This is a genomic window from Cupriavidus pinatubonensis (assembly GCF_019602855.1).
GTDB classification, from domain to species: Bacteria; Pseudomonadota; Gammaproteobacteria; order Burkholderiales; family Burkholderiaceae; genus Cupriavidus; species Cupriavidus pinatubonensis.
Window position 1 is genome coordinate 3072041 of sequence record NZ_CP080767.1, and the last position, 14624, is coordinate 3086664.

Here is a 14624-nt window from a genome sequence, read left to right on the forward strand (position 1 = left end):
CGCTCATGCCCTCCCGCCGTGTTGCGACGTCGCCGGATGGATGCGTCCCTGCCGCACGACCACCGCGGCCGGGTTGCGGCCGAACCAGTAAGCCAGTTCCGCCGGTGACTCGACGCGCCAGAGCACGAAATCCGCTGCGCGTCCGACTGCGAGCTTTCCATGCCGGTCCGCTGCGCCGAGCGCGCGCGCCGCATGCGTGGTCACGCCGGCCAGCGCCTCGGGCACCGTCAGGCGGAACAGCGTGCAGGCCATGTTCATCATCAGCAGCAGCGATGTGACCGGCGAGGTACCCGGATTGTGGTCCGTGGAAATCGCCATCGGCACGCCGTGCTTGCGCAGCAGCGCAATCGGCGGCAGGTTCGTGTCACGCAGGAAATAATAGGCGCCCGGCAGCAGCACTGCCACCGTACCGGCGGCCGCCATGGCTTCTACGCCGGCCTCGTCCAGATGCTCCAGATGGTCCGCCGACAGCGCATGGTGGCGCGCGGCCAGCGCAGCGCCGCCGAGGTTGCTCAGTTGCTCGGCATGCAGCTTGACGCGCAAGCCATGGCGCGCGGCGGCTTCGAACACGCGCTCGGTCTGCGCGAGCGAGAAGCCGACCGATTCGCAGAACGCATCGACAGCATCGACCAGTCCTTCTTCGGCCAGTGCCGGCAGCATCGTGTTGCAGACCAGGTCGATGTAATCGTCGGCGCGCCCCGCGTATTCGGGCGGCAAGGCATGCGCGCCGAGGAAAGTCGCATGCACCGACACGCCGAACGCTTCGCCAAGACGGCGCGCGACACGCAACTGGCGGCGTTCGGCTTCGAGTTCGAGGCCATAGCCCGACTTGATTTCGATGGCCGTCACGCCTTCCGCCAGCAGCGGCGCGAGGCGCGCAGCGGCTTGCGAGAACAGGGTGTCTTCGTCGGCCGCGCGCGTGGCGCGTACCGACGAAACGATGCCGCCGCCGGCGCGTGCGATCTCTTCATAGCTCGCGCCTGCGAGGCGCATTGCGAACTCATCGGCACGCTGGCCGCCATAGACGAGGTGCGTATGACAGTCGACCAGTCCGGGCGTCATCCAGGTTCCACCCGCATCGTGGCGCGGCAGGCTGCGATAGTCTGCGGGCAATTCCGCTTCGGCGCCCAGCCATGCGATGCGGCCCTGCTCGACAACCAGCGCTGCGTCGCGCACGGCGCGGTCGGGATCGGCATCTGGCAGCAAATGGCAGCAGTGCCAGATGCCGTCGGCGGATTGAATGTCGGGGCGTCCCGAAGCGAGGGGCGCGTTCATTGGTCAGCCTCCGTTTCCAGCGTGATGCAAAGGCACAGCGAATCGCCTTCGAGCGGCGCGAGCGCATGGAATGCAGCGGTCACGCCTGTCGGATACCAGACGCCTTCATTGGCGCGTAGAGGTTCCATCTGGCTCGCACCGGGATCACGCCACGCGCCGCGCAGCACGAACAGCGCCACGGCATCCTCGCCCGAGTTGAAAGAGAAGCCGTGCCGCATGGCATGCACATTCGCGCGGCAGACGCCGCGGCGCGCCATCACGTTGAAGTCTCGCGTGGCACCGGCAATCAGCGTGGCGTTGACGGCCACATCACCCGAAAATGCGAACGGCTCGCCGACGGCGTCAAGGCGGTGGTCAAAGCTGCCATCGGCAGCGCGCAACTGCACGCCCGCGCCGTCAAGCAGCACGATCTGCCGGTCGATTCCCGCAAACGCCGAGAACGGTCCATCCGCGGCAATATCGGCGATGCTGATGCGCCAGGCAAAGTCGTCGAGCCCGGCATCGGGCGGCCACACCGCGACTTCGCGCGTGGTGCCGCCGCCGTTCTTCCACGGCGTAGGTTCCATCGAGTCAAGTGCGAAGCGGGTCATGAGCGATTCACCATCGGCAAGTTGAGGCCCTTCTCGTGCGCGCATTCGATGGCAAGCTCGTAGCCCGCATCGGCATGGCGCATCACGCCCGTGGCCGGGTCGTTCCACAGCACGCGCTCAATGCGCTTAGCCGCCGCGTCGGTACCGTCGCAGACGATCACCACGCCCGAATGCTGCGAGAAACCCATGCCGACACCACCGCCATGATGCAGGCTGACCCACGTCGCGCCGCCGGCGGTGTTCAGCAACGCGTTGAGCAGCGGCCAGTCGGAAACGGCATCGGAGCCGTCGCGCATGGACTCGGTTTCGCGGTTCGGCGAAGCGACCGAGCCGCAGTCCAGATGGTCACGGCCGATCACGACGGGCGCCTTGAGTTCGCCCGACTTCACCATCTCGTTGAATGCAAGGCCCGCGCGATGACGCTCGTCCAGCCCAACCCAGCAGATGCGCGCGGGCAAACCCTGGAACGCGATGCGGTCGTGCGCCATGTCGAGCCAGCGGTGCAGGTGCGTGTCCTCGGGGAAAAGCTCCTTCATCTTGGCGTCGGTCTTGTAGATGTCCTCGGGATCGCCGGATAGCGCGACCCAGCGGAACGGGCCCTTGCCGCGGCAGAACAGCGGCCGGATATAGGCCGGCACGAAGCCGGGGAAATCGAAGGCATTCTTCACGCCCTCGTCGAACGCAACCTGGCGAATGTTGTTGCCGTAGTCGACAGTCGGCACGCCCATCTGCTGGAACGCGAGCATTGCCTGAACGTGTTTCACAATCGACGGTCGCGCGGCGGCTTCCACCGACTTGGGATCGTGCTGGCGTGCGTGTTCCCATTGGTCAACGGTCCAGCCTTGAGGCAGGTAGCCGTTGACGAGGTCGTGTGCCGAAGTCTGGTCGGTGACGATGTCCGGACGCATGCCACCGGCCTGCGCGCGCTTGACGAGTTCCGGGACGATGTCGGCCGCGTTGCCGAGCAGCCCCACGGAGATGGCTTCCTTCTTCTGCGTGGCCTCGGCGATCATCGCCAGCGCTTCGTCGAGCGTGGTGGCCTTCTTGTCGAGGTAGCGCGTACGCAGGCGGAAGTCGATGCGCGATTCCTGGCATTCGATCGCGAGCACGCACGCACCGGCCAGCACACCGGCCAGCGGCTGCGCGCCGCCCATGCCGCCCAGGCCTGCCGTCAGTATCCACTTGCCCGACAGGTCGCCGTTGTAGTGCTGGCGACCCGCCTCGACGAAGGTTTCATACGTGCCCTGCACGATGCCCTGTGTGCCGATGTAGATCCACGAACCCGCGGTCATCTGGCCGTACATCATCAGGCCGGCGCGGTCGAGTTCGTTGAACTTGTCCCAGTTGGCCCAGTGCGGCACGAGGTTGGAGTTGGCAATCAGCACGCGCGGTGCATCGGCGTGCGTGCGGAACACGCCCACCGGCTTGCCGGACTGCACAAGCAGCGACTCGTCTTCGCCGAGTCGGCGCAGGCTGTCGAGGATCGCGTCGAAGCATTCCCAGTTGCGCGCGGCCTTGCCGATGCCACCGTAGACCACCAGGTCTTGCGGGCGCTCGGCCACGTCCGGGTCCAGGTTGTTCTGGATCATGCGGTAGGCCGCTTCGATCAGCCAGTTCTTGCAGTGCAGCTCGGTGCCACGCGGCGCGCGGATTTCGCGCTGGCCGCGCTGGAGGAATCGGGATTCGTGAGCGTTCATGGGGACTCTCTCCTTGCTCAGGCGTTCTTGGTATTCGTCGGCAGGATGTCGCGCACCGCAGCAGGCCAGCCTGCCCCCGCATCGCCCTGCACCACCCACCGCTTCATCGCCTCGATATCCGGCGCCAGGTAGCGGTCGGCCTCCACGAACGCCACGCATGCGCGGATGCGGGCCAGTTCCTGCTCCACCAGCGGCGACGACTTCAGCGGGCGATGGAATTCGATGCCCTGCGCGGCGGCCATCGCTTCGATGCCGACCACCACCGCGGTATTGGCCGCCATATCGCCAAGCCGGCGTGCGCCGTAGGTGGCCATCGACACATGGTCCTCCTGGTTGGCCGAAGTCGGCAGGCTGTCCACGCTCGACGGATGCGCGAGCGATTTGTTCTCCGAGGCCAGCGCCGCGGCGGTGACCTGCGCAATCATGAAGCCCGAGTTCAGGCCGCCATCGCGCACGAGGAACGGCGGCAGGCCCGACAGGCCCGTGTCCAGCAGCAGCGCCAGGCGGCGCTCGGAAATCGCGCCGATCTCGGCAATCGCCAGCGCGATGATGTCGGCCGCGAACGCAACCGGCTCGGCGTGGAAATTACCGCCCGAAATCACGTCGCCCTGCGCGGAGAAGACAAGCGGATTGTCCGAGGCGGCGTTCGCTTCGATGCGCAAGATGCGCGCGGCATGCTGCAGGTTGTCCAGGCACGCGCCCATCACCTGCGGCTGGCAACGGATCGAGTATGGGTCCTGCACGCGGCCGCAGGCCTTGTGCGAGTCGACGATCTCGCTGCCATCGAGCATCGCGCGCACCGCGGCGGCCACCGCGATCTGGCCGGCCTGGCCGCGCGCTTCATGGATGCGTGCATCGAACGGCTTGACCGAGCCCTTGATCGCTTCGAGCGACAGCGCGCCGGCCACCAGACCGGCGGCAAAGGTATCTTCGGCGGCAAACAGCCCGGCCAGCGCCAGCGCGGTGGAAACTTGCGTGCCGTTCAGCAACGCCAGCCCTTCCTTCGGACCGAGTTCAAACGCCGACAGGCCGGCATGTGCGAGGCCTTCGGCAGCCGGCACGCGACGGCCATCAACGATCACATCGCCCACGTCGATCAGCGTGCACGACATATGCGCGAGCGGCGCGAGGTCGCCCGAGGCACCCACCGAGCCCTTGGCCGGGATGCAAGGGGTCACGCCGTGGTTGGCCAGCGCGAGCAGCGCTTCAATGATTTCGGGCCGCACGCCCGAGTGGCCGCGCGCGAGGCTCACTGCCTTGATCGCGAGGATCACGCGTACCACGTCCTCGGCCAGGTCCGGGCCGGTGCCGACGCTGTGCGACAGCACCAGATTGCGCTGCAGCGTGGCGAGCTTGTCATTCGGAATGCGCGTCTGCGCAAGCTTGCCGAAGCCGGTGTTGATGCCGTAAACCACGGCATCGGCGTCGATGATGTCCTGCACGGTGGCCTGCGCGGCACGTACGCCGGCCCAGGCCGAGTCGGCCATCTCCAGGCGAACTTCGCCACGGTAGATGCGGCGCAGGTCAGCCAGGGTGACCTGGCCCGGATTCAGGGTCAGCAGCGGGCGGGAGGCTTGGTTGGTTTGGCTGGCGCTCATGAGTGATTCCTGTCTTGTATGTTCCTGTCTATACAGCTTAGAACAAAATTTGGGTGAGATGGCTGACTTCTGTCGGAAATCAGCCGAAGGCGGGATTGCCGTCGGCGCGGAAGCGGCTCCCGAGGCGGTAGCGGTTGCCGGGGTGCAGGCAACGCACGAAGGTCACGGGCACGCCATTGGTCCACGTGCGGCGTGTCAGCATCAGGCAAGGTTGCGTCGGCGGCATTTCGAGTTGCGCGGCCTGCTCGGGCGTGGCGGAGATGGCGTCGACCACGTGCTCGACCTGATCGTAGGGCACATTGCGCAGCAGGTACTCGCCGGGCTTGATGCCGCTGAAGTCCTGCGTAATGAAATCCGGTGCCACGCGCGGATTGACATAGCGGTCTTCGAGCTGCACGGGCACGCCGTCCTCGCGGTGCACGCAGACGGAGTGGAAGACCGACTCGCCCGTGCGCAACTCCAGCGCCGCGGCCACTTCGATCGACGCGGCCACGCGCTCCACCAGGATCACGTCGCAGGCATAGTCATGGCCGCGCATGCGGATTTCGTCCTGCAGGTTGACCACGCTAAGCAGCGTGGACTGCGGCTTGTGCTCCGCCACGAAGGTACCCACGCCGGCCACGCGCACCACCCTGCCCTGCTCGGACAGCTCGCGCAGTGCGCGGTTGACGGTCATGCGCGACACACCGAAGCGGGTCACCAGTTCCTGCTCTGACGGCACGCGGTCGCCCGGCTGCCACGCACCGCTCTGGATCTGGCGGGCGATGTACTCCTTCACCTGCTGGTAGAGGGCGGTGGGAGAGTTCGTAGCGGAAGTGGCAGGCCCCTGGCCGACGGCGTGGTTCATGGCGTTCAGTGCTCGGCCGCGGCCATGGCCTCGGCGCGGATCTCCTCGGTCAGCCGCGCCTTGAGCGCGGAGAACTCCGGCGACGTCTTGATCGTGTAATGGCGCGGATGCGGAAAATCGACCGCGATCTCGCTCTTGATCCGACCCGGCCTGGCGGAAAACACCGCCACCCGGTTGGCCATGAAAATGGCCTCGTCGATATCGTGGGTCACGAATAATACCGTCTTGCGCGACGCCTCCCAGATGCCGAGCAGCAATTCCTGCATCAGCACGCGGGTCTGGTTGTCGAGCGCGCCGAACGGCTCGTCGAGCAGCAGGATCTTCGGGTCATTGGCCAGCGCGCGCGCAATCGCGGTGCGCTGCTGCATGCCGCCCGAGAGCTGCCTGGGGTAGTGGTGTTCGAAGCCGCGCAAGCCCACGCGCTGGATGAAGAAGTCGCTGCGCTCGCGTTGCTCGGCCTCGCTCATGCCACGCTCGCGCAGGCCGAACCGAACGTTCTGCGCGATCGTGAGCCACGGGAACAGCGTGTAGGACTGGAACACCATGCCGCGGTCGGCGCCCGGGCCGGACACCGGCTGGCCGTCGAGCAGCACGGTGCCGCCGGTTGGCGTGTCGAGGCCGGCGACGATGCGCAGCAGCGTGGATTTACCGCATCCCGACGGGCCCAGGATGGTGACAAAGTCGTTGTCACGCACTTCGAAATCGACCGGCAGCAGCGCCTGCGTCTGGCCGCCGCGCGGATTGGTGAAGGTGCGCGAGACCTGCTGGATGGACAGTGCGCTCATCAGATCGAACTCCACGGGAACAGGTGCTGGTTGGCCTGCTTGAAGACGAGGTCCGACACCAGCCCGATGCAGCCGATGACGATGATGCCGAAGATGATCTGCCCGGTGTTCAGCAACGCCTGGCTGTCGGTGATCATGTGGCCGATGCCCGACGACGAGCCGATCAGCTCGGCGACGATCACGTAGGTCCAGGCCCAGCCGAGCACGAGCCGCAGGATCTCCGCGATCTCGGGCGCAGCGCCTGGAATCAGCACGCGCTTGACGATGCCGCGGCTGTTGGCGCCGAGCGTATAGGCGGCTTCCACGAGATCCTTGCGCGCACCGCCGACGGCCACCGCCACCATCAGTACGATCTGGAAGAACGAGCCGATGAAGATCACCAGCAGCTTCTGCGTCTCGCCAATGCCGGCCCACAGGATCAGCAGCGGGATGAAGGCCGAGGCGGGCAGGTAGCGGCAGAACGAGACGAACGGCTCGAAGAACGCCTCGGCCGCCTTGTACGCGCCCATCAGGATGCCGAGCGGCACCGCGAGCACCGCCGCCAGCACGAACCCGCCAAGCACGCGCCACACGGTCATGCCGATGTCGCCGATGAAGTTGTACTGCGTGAACAGCGTCAGCCCTTCGCGCGCCATGGTCGCCGGATCGGCCAGGAACGTACGCGGCACGAAGCCGCCCAGCGTCACCACAGCCCACACCGCGAAGAACAGCACGAAGAAGGACAGGCCCAGCACCCAGCGCGCATGCGGCGACACCGGCACCAGCGGCGACAGCCAAGGATGGCGGCGACGTGCCGGTGCCGCCTTGGCAGCCATCGCCACCGGCGCTGCGGAACTCACTTGAACTTGCGCCATGACATCAGCCCCTGCTTACTTGAGGAAACGCGCGTCGTAGAGCGTGGTCACGTCGGGCACCTGGCGGATCACGCCAATGTCGAGCAGCACGCCGGCGGCTTCCTTGCTGAAGCTGGCCAGCTCGCCCGAGAAGAACTTGCGATTGGCCTCGCGATCCTGCCAGCGCAGGTAGGCCGACGACTTGGCGAACTGCTCGCCGGTTTGCTTGACCGCCGCGCCCATGATTTCGTTCGACTTCTCGGGCTCCTTTCGGATCATCTCAATCGCTTCGAAGTAGCTGTCAACCAGCGCCTGCGCGGCCTTGGGATTGTCCTTGAGCCATTTGGGCGCGCAGCCGAGCGTGTCGGTCACCATCGGGTAGTCGAGCGTGGTGGCCAGGATCTTGCCCTTGTCCGGGTTCTGGCGAACGGTCGACAGGTACGGCTCGTACGTCATGGCGCCGTCGTTCTGGCCAGCCACGAACGCCTGCGCTGCCGCCTGCGGCGACAGCGTCGTGGTCTTCACGTCCTTGAGCGTCATGCCGTTCTTCTTGAGCATCCAGGCCAGGCCGAAGTAAGGCGCGGTACCCGGCGCATCGACGCCGATGGTCTTACCCTTCAGGTCGGCAAAGCTCTTCACGTCGGCGCGCACGGCCAGGCCGTCGGCGCCATAGGACTTGTCGAGCTGCACGATCTGCGTGATCGGCACGCCGTTGGCGTTCCAGGCGACATGCGTTTCCACGGTGGTCGCCGCGCACTGGATCGCGCCCGAGGCCAGCGCCAGGTGGCGGTCCTTCTGCGGGATCATCTTGATGTCCACATCGACGCCGTGCTTCTTGAAGATTCCTGCCTTGTCGGCCAGTGTCAGCGGCGCGAAGCCGGTCCAGCCGCTCATGCCGAGCGTGACCTGCGTCGTCTGGGCATGAGCAGCCCCGACCATGGCAACCGCTGCCAGCAGCGACGCGCGGGCCATGCGCATGGCGGCCTGACCTGCAATCCGGCTCTGAATCCTCATCGGTAAGCTCCTTTGGTTTGTCCGTCAGCGGCAGCGCCATGCATGGTGGCAGTGCTCGGTTCCGGAGATTTTACAATCCTGTATATACAAGTCAACGTAGTAGTTGCCCGGGGCAATGAAGCGCCATGAGTGCGATAGCAGGCGCTTTTTCCCCAAACGCGCAGCAAAGTGCACAGTCGAACGGCTACCAGTGCGGGGACAGCTTGCCTCGCATTGGTGCGGAATACCGGTTGCTGTATAGACAGGAGTCGACGCGGCGTGGGGGACGCAAGCGCCGTGCCTGAAACGGCACGGCGCAACGCTCGCCCGGATCAGGCGTCAAAGAAGGAAGCGACGGTCGGATAGCGCAGCCGCAGGCGCAGCTCGCGTTTAAGGCGCCGGTTGTCGAGGCGGCGCGATTCGCTCATGAAGCTGAGCAGCGTGGGGTCGATCACTTCCCGCGCTTGTTGGCGCGTGATCCGTGGCGGCCGCGGCAGGCCACGGCGATCCGCCACGAGGTCGAAGTAATCGGCCATGCGCAGTTCGGTGTCGTCGCTGGCGTGGACGATGCGCTGGGCCCGGCCGCGGAACAGCGCGGCGATCATGGTGCGCGCAAGATCGTCGGCGTGAATGTGGCTGGTGTAGACGTCGTCCTGGGGCGCGAGGGCCGGGGTGCCGCGCTTGAGCCGCGCCACCGGCAGGCGGTCTTCGGCGTAGATGCCGGGGATGCGCACGATGCTGGTGCGCCAGCCGCCACTACGGCCGAACTTGCGCACTGCCTGTTCGGCCGCAACGCGGCGACGCGCGCGGGCCGTTTCCGGGCGCACGCGCGCGAATTCCGCCACGCGCGCGCCAGCCCGGTCGCCGTAGACGCCCGAAGTGCTGGCATAGACAAAGGCCGGGCGGGTGCCTTGCCGGTCGGGTAGAATGACGGGCTCGCCGGCATGCACCCGGCTGCGGCGCCATGCGGTGCGGCGCAGGGTGGCTAGCAAGGCGCGTGTGCGCGGATCGCCCTCGCCCGTTCCGGGCGGCGGAGCCAGGTCCAGCACGCGGCTGGCCAGCCCGCGCAGGCGCGCAAGCGTGGCTGGTCGGTCGAGATTCGCGACGAGCGGCACCGCACCGGCCGCACGCAGTTCCGCCCGGCGCTCCGGCTGCGACGTCACGGCAAATATACGCATGCGCGCCGAGAGGATTCGCAGGCAGCGCGTCCCCACATCCCCGCACCCCACGATCAACAGGCGCGGGCGGCCCAGACGAATAGCTGGGCGCGGACGGCGCACTGGCTGCAGTTTCGTAAGAATTTGGCTCATAGATCGATTATGGCTTATCAAGTCACCGTAATGCCCAGCGGCCACAAGTTTGAAGTGGCTGACGATGAAACCATCCTGGGCGCCGCCCTGCGCCACAGCATCGGCCTGCCCTACGGCTGCAAGAACGGTGCATGCGGCTCGTGCAAGGGCCGCGTTCTGGAAGGCTCGATCGTACAGGGCGACCATGCCCCGGCCGCGTTGACCGCGCAGGAAAAAACCGAAGGCCGCGCGCTGTTCTGCTGCGCGAATGCCAGCTCGGACATCACCATCGAATGCCGCGAGGTGCACGGCGCCGGCGACATCCCGATCAAGAAGGTGCCGTGTCGCGTCACCTCGCTGGAACGCCTGGCCGACGACGTGATCGCCATCAAGCTGCAACTCCCCGCCACCGAGCGCATGCAGTACCTGGCCGGCCAGTACGTGGAATTCCTGCTGCGCGACGGCAAGCGCCGCAGCTACTCGATCGCCACGCCGCCGCATGAAGACGGCCCGATCGAACTGCATATCCGCCACATGCCGGGCGGCGCGTTCACCGACTACGTGTTCGGCGCCAAGGAAGGCGCCCCCGCCATGAAGGAACGCGACATCCTGCGCTTCGAAGGCCCGCTGGGCAGCTTCTTCCTGCTCGAGGAATCCACCGCGCCGATGATCCTGCTGGCCTCCGGCACGGGTTTCGCGCCGATCAAGGCGATCGTCGAGCACGCTGCCTACACCGGCATCACGCGCCCGATGACGCTGTACTGGGGCGGCCGCCGGCCGAAGGACCTGTACATGCACGCGCTATGCGAGCAATGGGCGCGCGACCTGCCGAACTTCAAGTACGTGCCAGTCATTTCCGAAGCGCTGCCGGAAGACAACTGGAGCGGCCGCACCGGCTTTGTCCATCAGGCCGTGATCGCCGATCATCCCGACCTGTCGGGCCACGAAGTCTATGCCTGCGGCGCGCCGGTCATGATCAACGCGGCGCGTGGCGATTTCACGAAGCAGTGCAAGCTGCATGAGGATGCGTTCTTCGCCGACTCGTTCACGTCCGAGGCCGACATGCACCCGGCGGGCTCGGCGCCGGCGGCCTGAGGCGCGCGCCGCCAGCCGTTCCCGAAGCCGCTCTCCCCGTACAACGATGCCCGGGACTGCCAAAATTCGTTTTGACACCCGGGCGCATGCGCCTTATATTTGTGCGCATGCACATGACCTTCAACCGACGCCGCAGCTTCCGTACGTCGCTCCCCGCTGGGGTGCCGCGCGGCTGACCGTCGACAGCGTCTGTTCATGTCAACGAGCCACGGGCAACCCCCGTGGCTTTTTGTTTTTGTTCCGGCCCTTCCGCCCCTCCGTCCATCATTCAAAGCCGACCCCTGGAGTCCGCCATGGCATTTGCTGAGTATCCCGTTCAATCCCTGATGTACATCACCAACCGGCCCGAACTCGTGTTCACCGAGGGCAAGGGCTCCTGGCTGACGGACCATAACGGCAAGCGATACCTGGACTTCGTGCAAGGCTGGGCAGTGAACTGCCTCGGCCACTCCAACCAGGGCATGGTCGACGCCGTGGTCGCGCAGGCCGGCAAGCTGATCAACCCGAGCCCGGCTTTCTACAACGCGCCGATGATCAAGCTGGCCAAGCAGCTCACCGACAACAGCTGCTTCGACAAGGTCTTCTTCGCCAACAGCGGCGCCGAAGCCAACGAAGGCGCAATCAAGCTCGCGCGCAAATGGGGCCGCAAGCACAAGAACGGCGCGTTCGAGATCATCACCATGGACCACAGTTTCCATGGCCGCACGCTCGCCACCATGAGCGCGTCGGGCAAGGCTGGCTGGGACACCATCTTCGCGCCGCAGGTGCCCGGCTTCCCAAAGGCCGACCTGAACGACCTGGCCTCGGTGGAAAAGCTGATCACCGACAAGACCGTCGGCATCATGCTCGAGCCGGTGCAGGGCGAAGGCGGCGTGCTTCCCGCCACGCGCGAGTTCATGCAGGGCCTGCGCGCGCTGGCCGACAAGCACAAGCTGCTGCTGATCGTCGATGAAGTGCAGACCGGTTGCGGCCGCTGCGGCACGCTGTTCGCGTACGAGCTGTCGGGCGTGGAGCCGGACATCATGACGCTGGGCAAGGGCATCGGCGGTGGCGTGCCGCTGTCGGCGCTGCTGTGCAAGGCTGAAGTCGCGAGCTTCGAGGCCGGCGACCAGGGCGGCACCTACAATGGCAACCCGCTGATGACCGCGGTCGGCAGCGCCGTCATCGAGCAACTGACCGCACCGGGGTTCCTGGACGATGTGAAAGCCAAGGGCGAGTACCTGAAGGAACAGCTGCTGGCCCTGTGCAGCGAATTTGGCCTGGCCGGCGAGCGCGGAGAAGGCCTGCTGCGTGCCCTGCAACTCGGCAAGGACATCGGCCCGCAGCTGGTCGAGGAAGCGCGCGACATGGGACCCGACGGCCTGCTGCTGAATGCGCCGCGCGCCAACCTGCTGCGCTTCATGCCGGCACTGAACGTGACGCGTGAAGAGATCGACCAGATGATCGGGATGCTGCGTACGCTGCTGAAGAAGCTGGCCTGATCGTCAGACGAAACGGGCCCTGAACGGGCCCTCTGCCTGCCATCGGGGAGGCGGGACGGGGCACCCCGCGCCCCGTCCCCCAGCACAGGTCACCGCGCCCGGATGGTCAATTCCAGATGGGATTTTCCTTCTGCATCTGTTCCTTGGTCTTCGCTTCCCAATACGCGCCGATCTGGCGTTGGGTGACATAGCCGCGCTTCAGCGAATCGATCTTGCTGAAGTTCTTGTAGACCTGTGGCATCCCCGCTTTCGCTTCGTCACGGCTGAGCTTGCCGTCGTGGTTGGCATCGGCCGCCTTGAAGCGGTCGGATATAAGCGCCTTGGCTTCAGCGGTGGTCGGGGGTGCCGTCGGAACCTGGCTGTCCGCCCCCGGAGCACTCGCCTGCTGGGCACTCGCGGCCGTACAAGCCAGCGCCATCACGGCTGCCAGGCATACTGCAGGCAATTTACGCACGATCATTTCCATCTCCTCTAGGATTTTGTCGAGAAGGGCCTTCTTGCGAAATACCGGCAAAAAAAATCCCTGTGAGCCAAAGCTCACAGGGAATTCTAGGCACTGGTGGCCCGCCTACCAACACATTTATGCATCGGTGGGTCTGCCAGTCCAGTGCTTCTTGACTGACGACAAGCCTTACTCGCCCAGGTAGGCGGCGCGGACCTTCGGATCGTCCAGCATCTGCTTCGCCTCACCGTTCATCGTGATCAGGCCTGACTCCATCACGTAGCCGCGGTGCGCGGCCTGCAGCGCCAGGCGCGCGTTCTGCTCCACCAGCAGCACGGGCACGCCTTGTGCGGACACGTTGCGCACCACCTCGAAGATCTTCTCGACCATGATCGGCGAGAGACCCATCGACGGCTCGTCCAGCAACAGCAGCTTGGGCTGGCTCATCAGCGCGCGCGCCATGGCCAGCATCTGCTGTTCACCGCCCGACATCGTGCCGGCCAGCTGGTTCGCACGCTCCTTGAGGCGCGGGAACGTCTGGAACATGCGGTCGATATCGTCCTTGATGGTGCTCTCGTCATTGCGAGTGTAGGCGCCCATCTGCAGGTTTTCGGTGATGGTCATGCGCGCGAACACGCCGCGGCCTTCCGGCACCATCGCCAGGCCCTGCTTGAGCAGCGCGTAGCTGGGCACGCCCTTGATGGACTTGCCCATGTACTCCACGTCGCCGCCGGACCAGCTTTGCAGTCCGGTGATGGCCTTCATGGTCGTGGTCTTGCCGGCGCCATTGGCTCCGATCAGCGTCACGAGTTCGCCGTCCTTGATTTCGAGGTCAACGCCCTTGACGGCCTGGATGCCGCCATAGGCAACCTTGAGGCCGGAGATCTTCAGTACTGTCTGTTTCATTGCTGTCCTCCGCCTCAGTGCGCCGAAGCACCCAGGTAAGCCTCGATCACCGCCGGGTTGCTCTGTACTTCCTGCGGCAGCCCTTGCGCGATCACCTTGCCGTAGTCGAGCACGGTCAGGCGGTTGCACAGGCCCATCACGAGCTTCACGTCGTGCTCGATCAGCAGGATGGTCTTGCCATCGTTCTTGATCTTTTCGAGCAGGCCGCGCAACTCGACCTTTTCGGTCGCGTTCATGCCAGCTGCCGGCTCGTCCAGCGCCAGCAGCTTGGGCTCGGTCGCCAGCGCGCGGGCAATTTCCAGACGGCGCTGGTGGCCGTAGGAAAGATTGCGCGAGGTGAAGTTGGCGTATTTGCTGATGCCAACGTACTCGAGCAGGTCGTGGGCCATGTCCTCGATGCCTTCTTCCTCACGGCGCACGCCGGGCGGACGGAAGATAGCGCCGAACAGGCCGGCCTTGGTACGGACGTGACGGCCCACCATGACGTTCTCCAGCGCCGTCATGTCGCCAAACAGGCGAATGTTCTGGAACGTACGGGCGATCCCGGTCTTGGCCACCTCATGCACGGCCGTCGGCTGGTAGGGCTTGCCGCCCAGCCTGAACTCGCCGGAATCGGGCGTGTACAGGCCTGTAATCACGTTGAAGAACGTGGTCTTGCCGGCACCGTTCGGGCCGATCAGGCCATAGATTTCACCGGCCTTGATCTGCAGGCCCACATCGGACAGCGCCTGCAGGCCGCCGAATCGCTTGTTGACCCCCTGTACCGACAGGAGGAAATCGTTGTTGCTCATGT

At 65.7% G+C, this 14624-nt stretch carries 14 protein-coding genes; 2 read left to right on the forward strand and 12 right to left on the reverse strand.

Annotation, left to right across the window (positions count from 1 at the left end; all coding sequences use genetic code 11):
* Positions 1-3 precede the first annotated feature (3 nt).
* From hutI to K2O51_RS26950, 9 genes are all read right to left on the reverse strand, one after another.
* Positions 4-1275, reverse strand: a complete 1272-nt coding sequence (gene hutI, locus K2O51_RS26910; RefSeq protein ID WP_220631010.1) for an imidazolonepropionase — start codon at positions 1273-1275, stop codon at positions 4-6.
* The gene (locus tag K2O51_RS26915; protein WP_011298862.1) at positions 1272-1865 is read right to left on the reverse strand and encodes a HutD/Ves family protein; all 594 of its coding nucleotides are present in this window, start codon (positions 1863-1865) and stop codon (positions 1272-1274) included. The genes hutI and K2O51_RS26915 overlap by 4 nt, the downstream gene beginning before the upstream one ends.
* Positions 1862-3562, reverse strand: a complete 1701-nt coding sequence (gene hutU / locus K2O51_RS26920; RefSeq protein ID WP_140951137.1) for a urocanate hydratase — start codon at positions 3560-3562, stop codon at positions 1862-1864. The genes K2O51_RS26915 and hutU overlap by 4 nt, the downstream gene beginning before the upstream one ends.
* A gap of 17 nt (positions 3563-3579) precedes the next feature.
* The gene (gene hutH / locus K2O51_RS26925; RefSeq protein WP_220631011.1) at positions 3580-5160 is read right to left on the reverse strand and encodes a histidine ammonia-lyase; all 1581 of its coding nucleotides are present in this window, start codon (positions 5158-5160) and stop codon (positions 3580-3582) included.
* A 79-nt stretch (positions 5161-5239) separates the two neighbouring features.
* Positions 5240-6007, reverse strand: coding sequence for a histidine utilization transcriptional repressor HutC (gene hutC / locus K2O51_RS26930; protein ID WP_011298865.1), 768 nt, complete (start codon positions 6005-6007; stop codon positions 5240-5242).
* A gap of 5 nt (positions 6008-6012) precedes the next feature.
* Positions 6013-6792 carry an ABC transporter ATP-binding protein gene (locus K2O51_RS26935; protein WP_220631012.1) on the reverse strand — a complete coding sequence of 260 codons (780 nt, stop codon included), beginning with the start codon at positions 6790-6792 and terminating at the stop codon, positions 6013-6015.
* Complete coding sequence (locus tag K2O51_RS26940; protein ID WP_140951143.1) at positions 6792-7646, reverse strand: ABC transporter permease; 855 nt, start codon at positions 7644-7646, stop codon at positions 6792-6794. The genes K2O51_RS26935 and K2O51_RS26940 overlap by 1 nt, the downstream gene beginning before the upstream one ends.
* A gap of 15 nt (positions 7647-7661) precedes the next feature.
* Positions 7662-8639 carry an ABC transporter substrate-binding protein gene (locus K2O51_RS26945; protein ID WP_220631013.1) on the reverse strand — a complete coding sequence of 326 codons (978 nt, stop codon included), beginning with the start codon at positions 8637-8639 and terminating at the stop codon, positions 7662-7664.
* A gap of 311 nt (positions 8640-8950) precedes the next feature.
* A complete protein-coding gene (locus K2O51_RS26950) occupies positions 8951-9928 on the reverse strand; it encodes an NAD-dependent epimerase/dehydratase family protein (RefSeq protein ID WP_011298869.1) in 978 nt (325 codons plus the stop codon).
* A 9-nt stretch (positions 9929-9937) separates the two neighbouring features.
* Here K2O51_RS26950 and K2O51_RS26955 point away from each other — a divergent pair, with 9 nt between their 5' ends.
* Positions 9938-11002 (forward strand): CDP-6-deoxy-delta-3,4-glucoseen reductase, encoded by a 1065-nt coding sequence (locus K2O51_RS26955; protein ID WP_220631014.1) that lies wholly within the window; start codon positions 9938-9940, stop codon positions 11000-11002.
* A 293-nt stretch (positions 11003-11295) separates the two neighbouring features.
* Positions 11296-12483 carry an acetylornithine transaminase gene (locus K2O51_RS26960; RefSeq protein ID WP_011298871.1) on the forward strand — a complete coding sequence of 396 codons (1188 nt, stop codon included), beginning with the start codon at positions 11296-11298 and terminating at the stop codon, positions 12481-12483.
* Between the two features lie 106 nt (positions 12484-12589).
* Here the strand turns inward: K2O51_RS26960 and K2O51_RS26965 are convergent, their stop codons facing one another.
* The 3 genes from K2O51_RS26965 to K2O51_RS26975 all read right to left on the reverse strand — a co-directional run bounded on the left by K2O51_RS26965 (position 12590) and on the right by K2O51_RS26975 (position 14622).
* Positions 12590-12943, reverse strand: a complete 354-nt coding sequence (locus K2O51_RS26965; protein ID WP_011298872.1) for an EF-hand domain-containing protein — start codon at positions 12941-12943, stop codon at positions 12590-12592.
* Positions 12944-13114: 171 nt separating this feature from the next.
* The gene (locus tag K2O51_RS26970; protein ID WP_140951439.1) at positions 13115-13831 is read right to left on the reverse strand and encodes an ABC transporter ATP-binding protein; all 717 of its coding nucleotides are present in this window, start codon (positions 13829-13831) and stop codon (positions 13115-13117) included.
* A gap of 14 nt (positions 13832-13845) precedes the next feature.
* Complete coding sequence (locus K2O51_RS26975) at positions 13846-14622, reverse strand: ABC transporter ATP-binding protein (protein WP_011298874.1); 777 nt, start codon at positions 14620-14622, stop codon at positions 13846-13848.
* Between the last annotated feature and the right edge of the window lie 2 nt (positions 14623-14624).

Coding starts and splice junctions, on each gene's coding strand:
- hutI (WP_220631010.1), bottom strand. CDS start 1,275: ATGAACGCGCCCCTCGCTTCGGGACGCCCCGACATTCAATCCGCCGAC.
- K2O51_RS26915 (WP_011298862.1), bottom strand. CDS start 1,865: ATGACCCGCTTCGCACTTGACTCGATGGAACCTACGCCGTGGAAGAAC.
- hutU (WP_140951137.1), bottom strand. CDS start 3,562: ATGAACGCTCACGAATCCCGATTCCTCCAGCGCGGCCAGCGCGAAATC.
- hutH (WP_220631011.1), bottom strand. CDS start 5,160: ATGAGCGCCAGCCAAACCAACCAAGCCTCCCGCCCGCTGCTGACCCTG.
- hutC (WP_011298865.1), bottom strand. CDS start 6,007: ATGAACCACGCCGTCGGCCAGGGGCCTGCCACTTCCGCTACGAACTCT.
- K2O51_RS26935 (WP_220631012.1), bottom strand. CDS start 6,792: ATGAGCGCACTGTCCATCCAGCAGGTCTCGCGCACCTTCACCAATCCG.
- K2O51_RS26940 (WP_140951143.1), bottom strand. CDS start 7,646: ATGGCGCAAGTTCAAGTGAGTTCCGCAGCGCCGGTGGCGATGGCTGCC.
- K2O51_RS26945 (WP_220631013.1), bottom strand. CDS start 8,639: ATGAGGATTCAGAGCCGGATTGCAGGTCAGGCCGCCATGCGCATGGCC.
- K2O51_RS26950 (WP_011298869.1), bottom strand. CDS start 9,928: ATGAGCCAAATTCTTACGAAACTGCAGCCAGTGCGCCGTCCGCGCCCA.
- K2O51_RS26955 (WP_220631014.1), top strand. CDS start 9,938: ATGGCTTATCAAGTCACCGTAATGCCCAGCGGCCACAAGTTTGAAGTG.
- K2O51_RS26960 (WP_011298871.1), top strand. CDS start 11,296: ATGGCATTTGCTGAGTATCCCGTTCAATCCCTGATGTACATCACCAAC.
- K2O51_RS26965 (WP_011298872.1), bottom strand. CDS start 12,943: ATGATCGTGCGTAAATTGCCTGCAGTATGCCTGGCAGCCGTGATGGCG.
- K2O51_RS26970 (WP_140951439.1), bottom strand. CDS start 13,831: ATGAAACAGACAGTACTGAAGATCTCCGGCCTCAAGGTTGCCTATGGC.
- K2O51_RS26975 (WP_011298874.1), bottom strand. CDS start 14,622: ATGAGCAACAACGATTTCCTCCTGTCGGTACAGGGGGTCAACAAGCGA.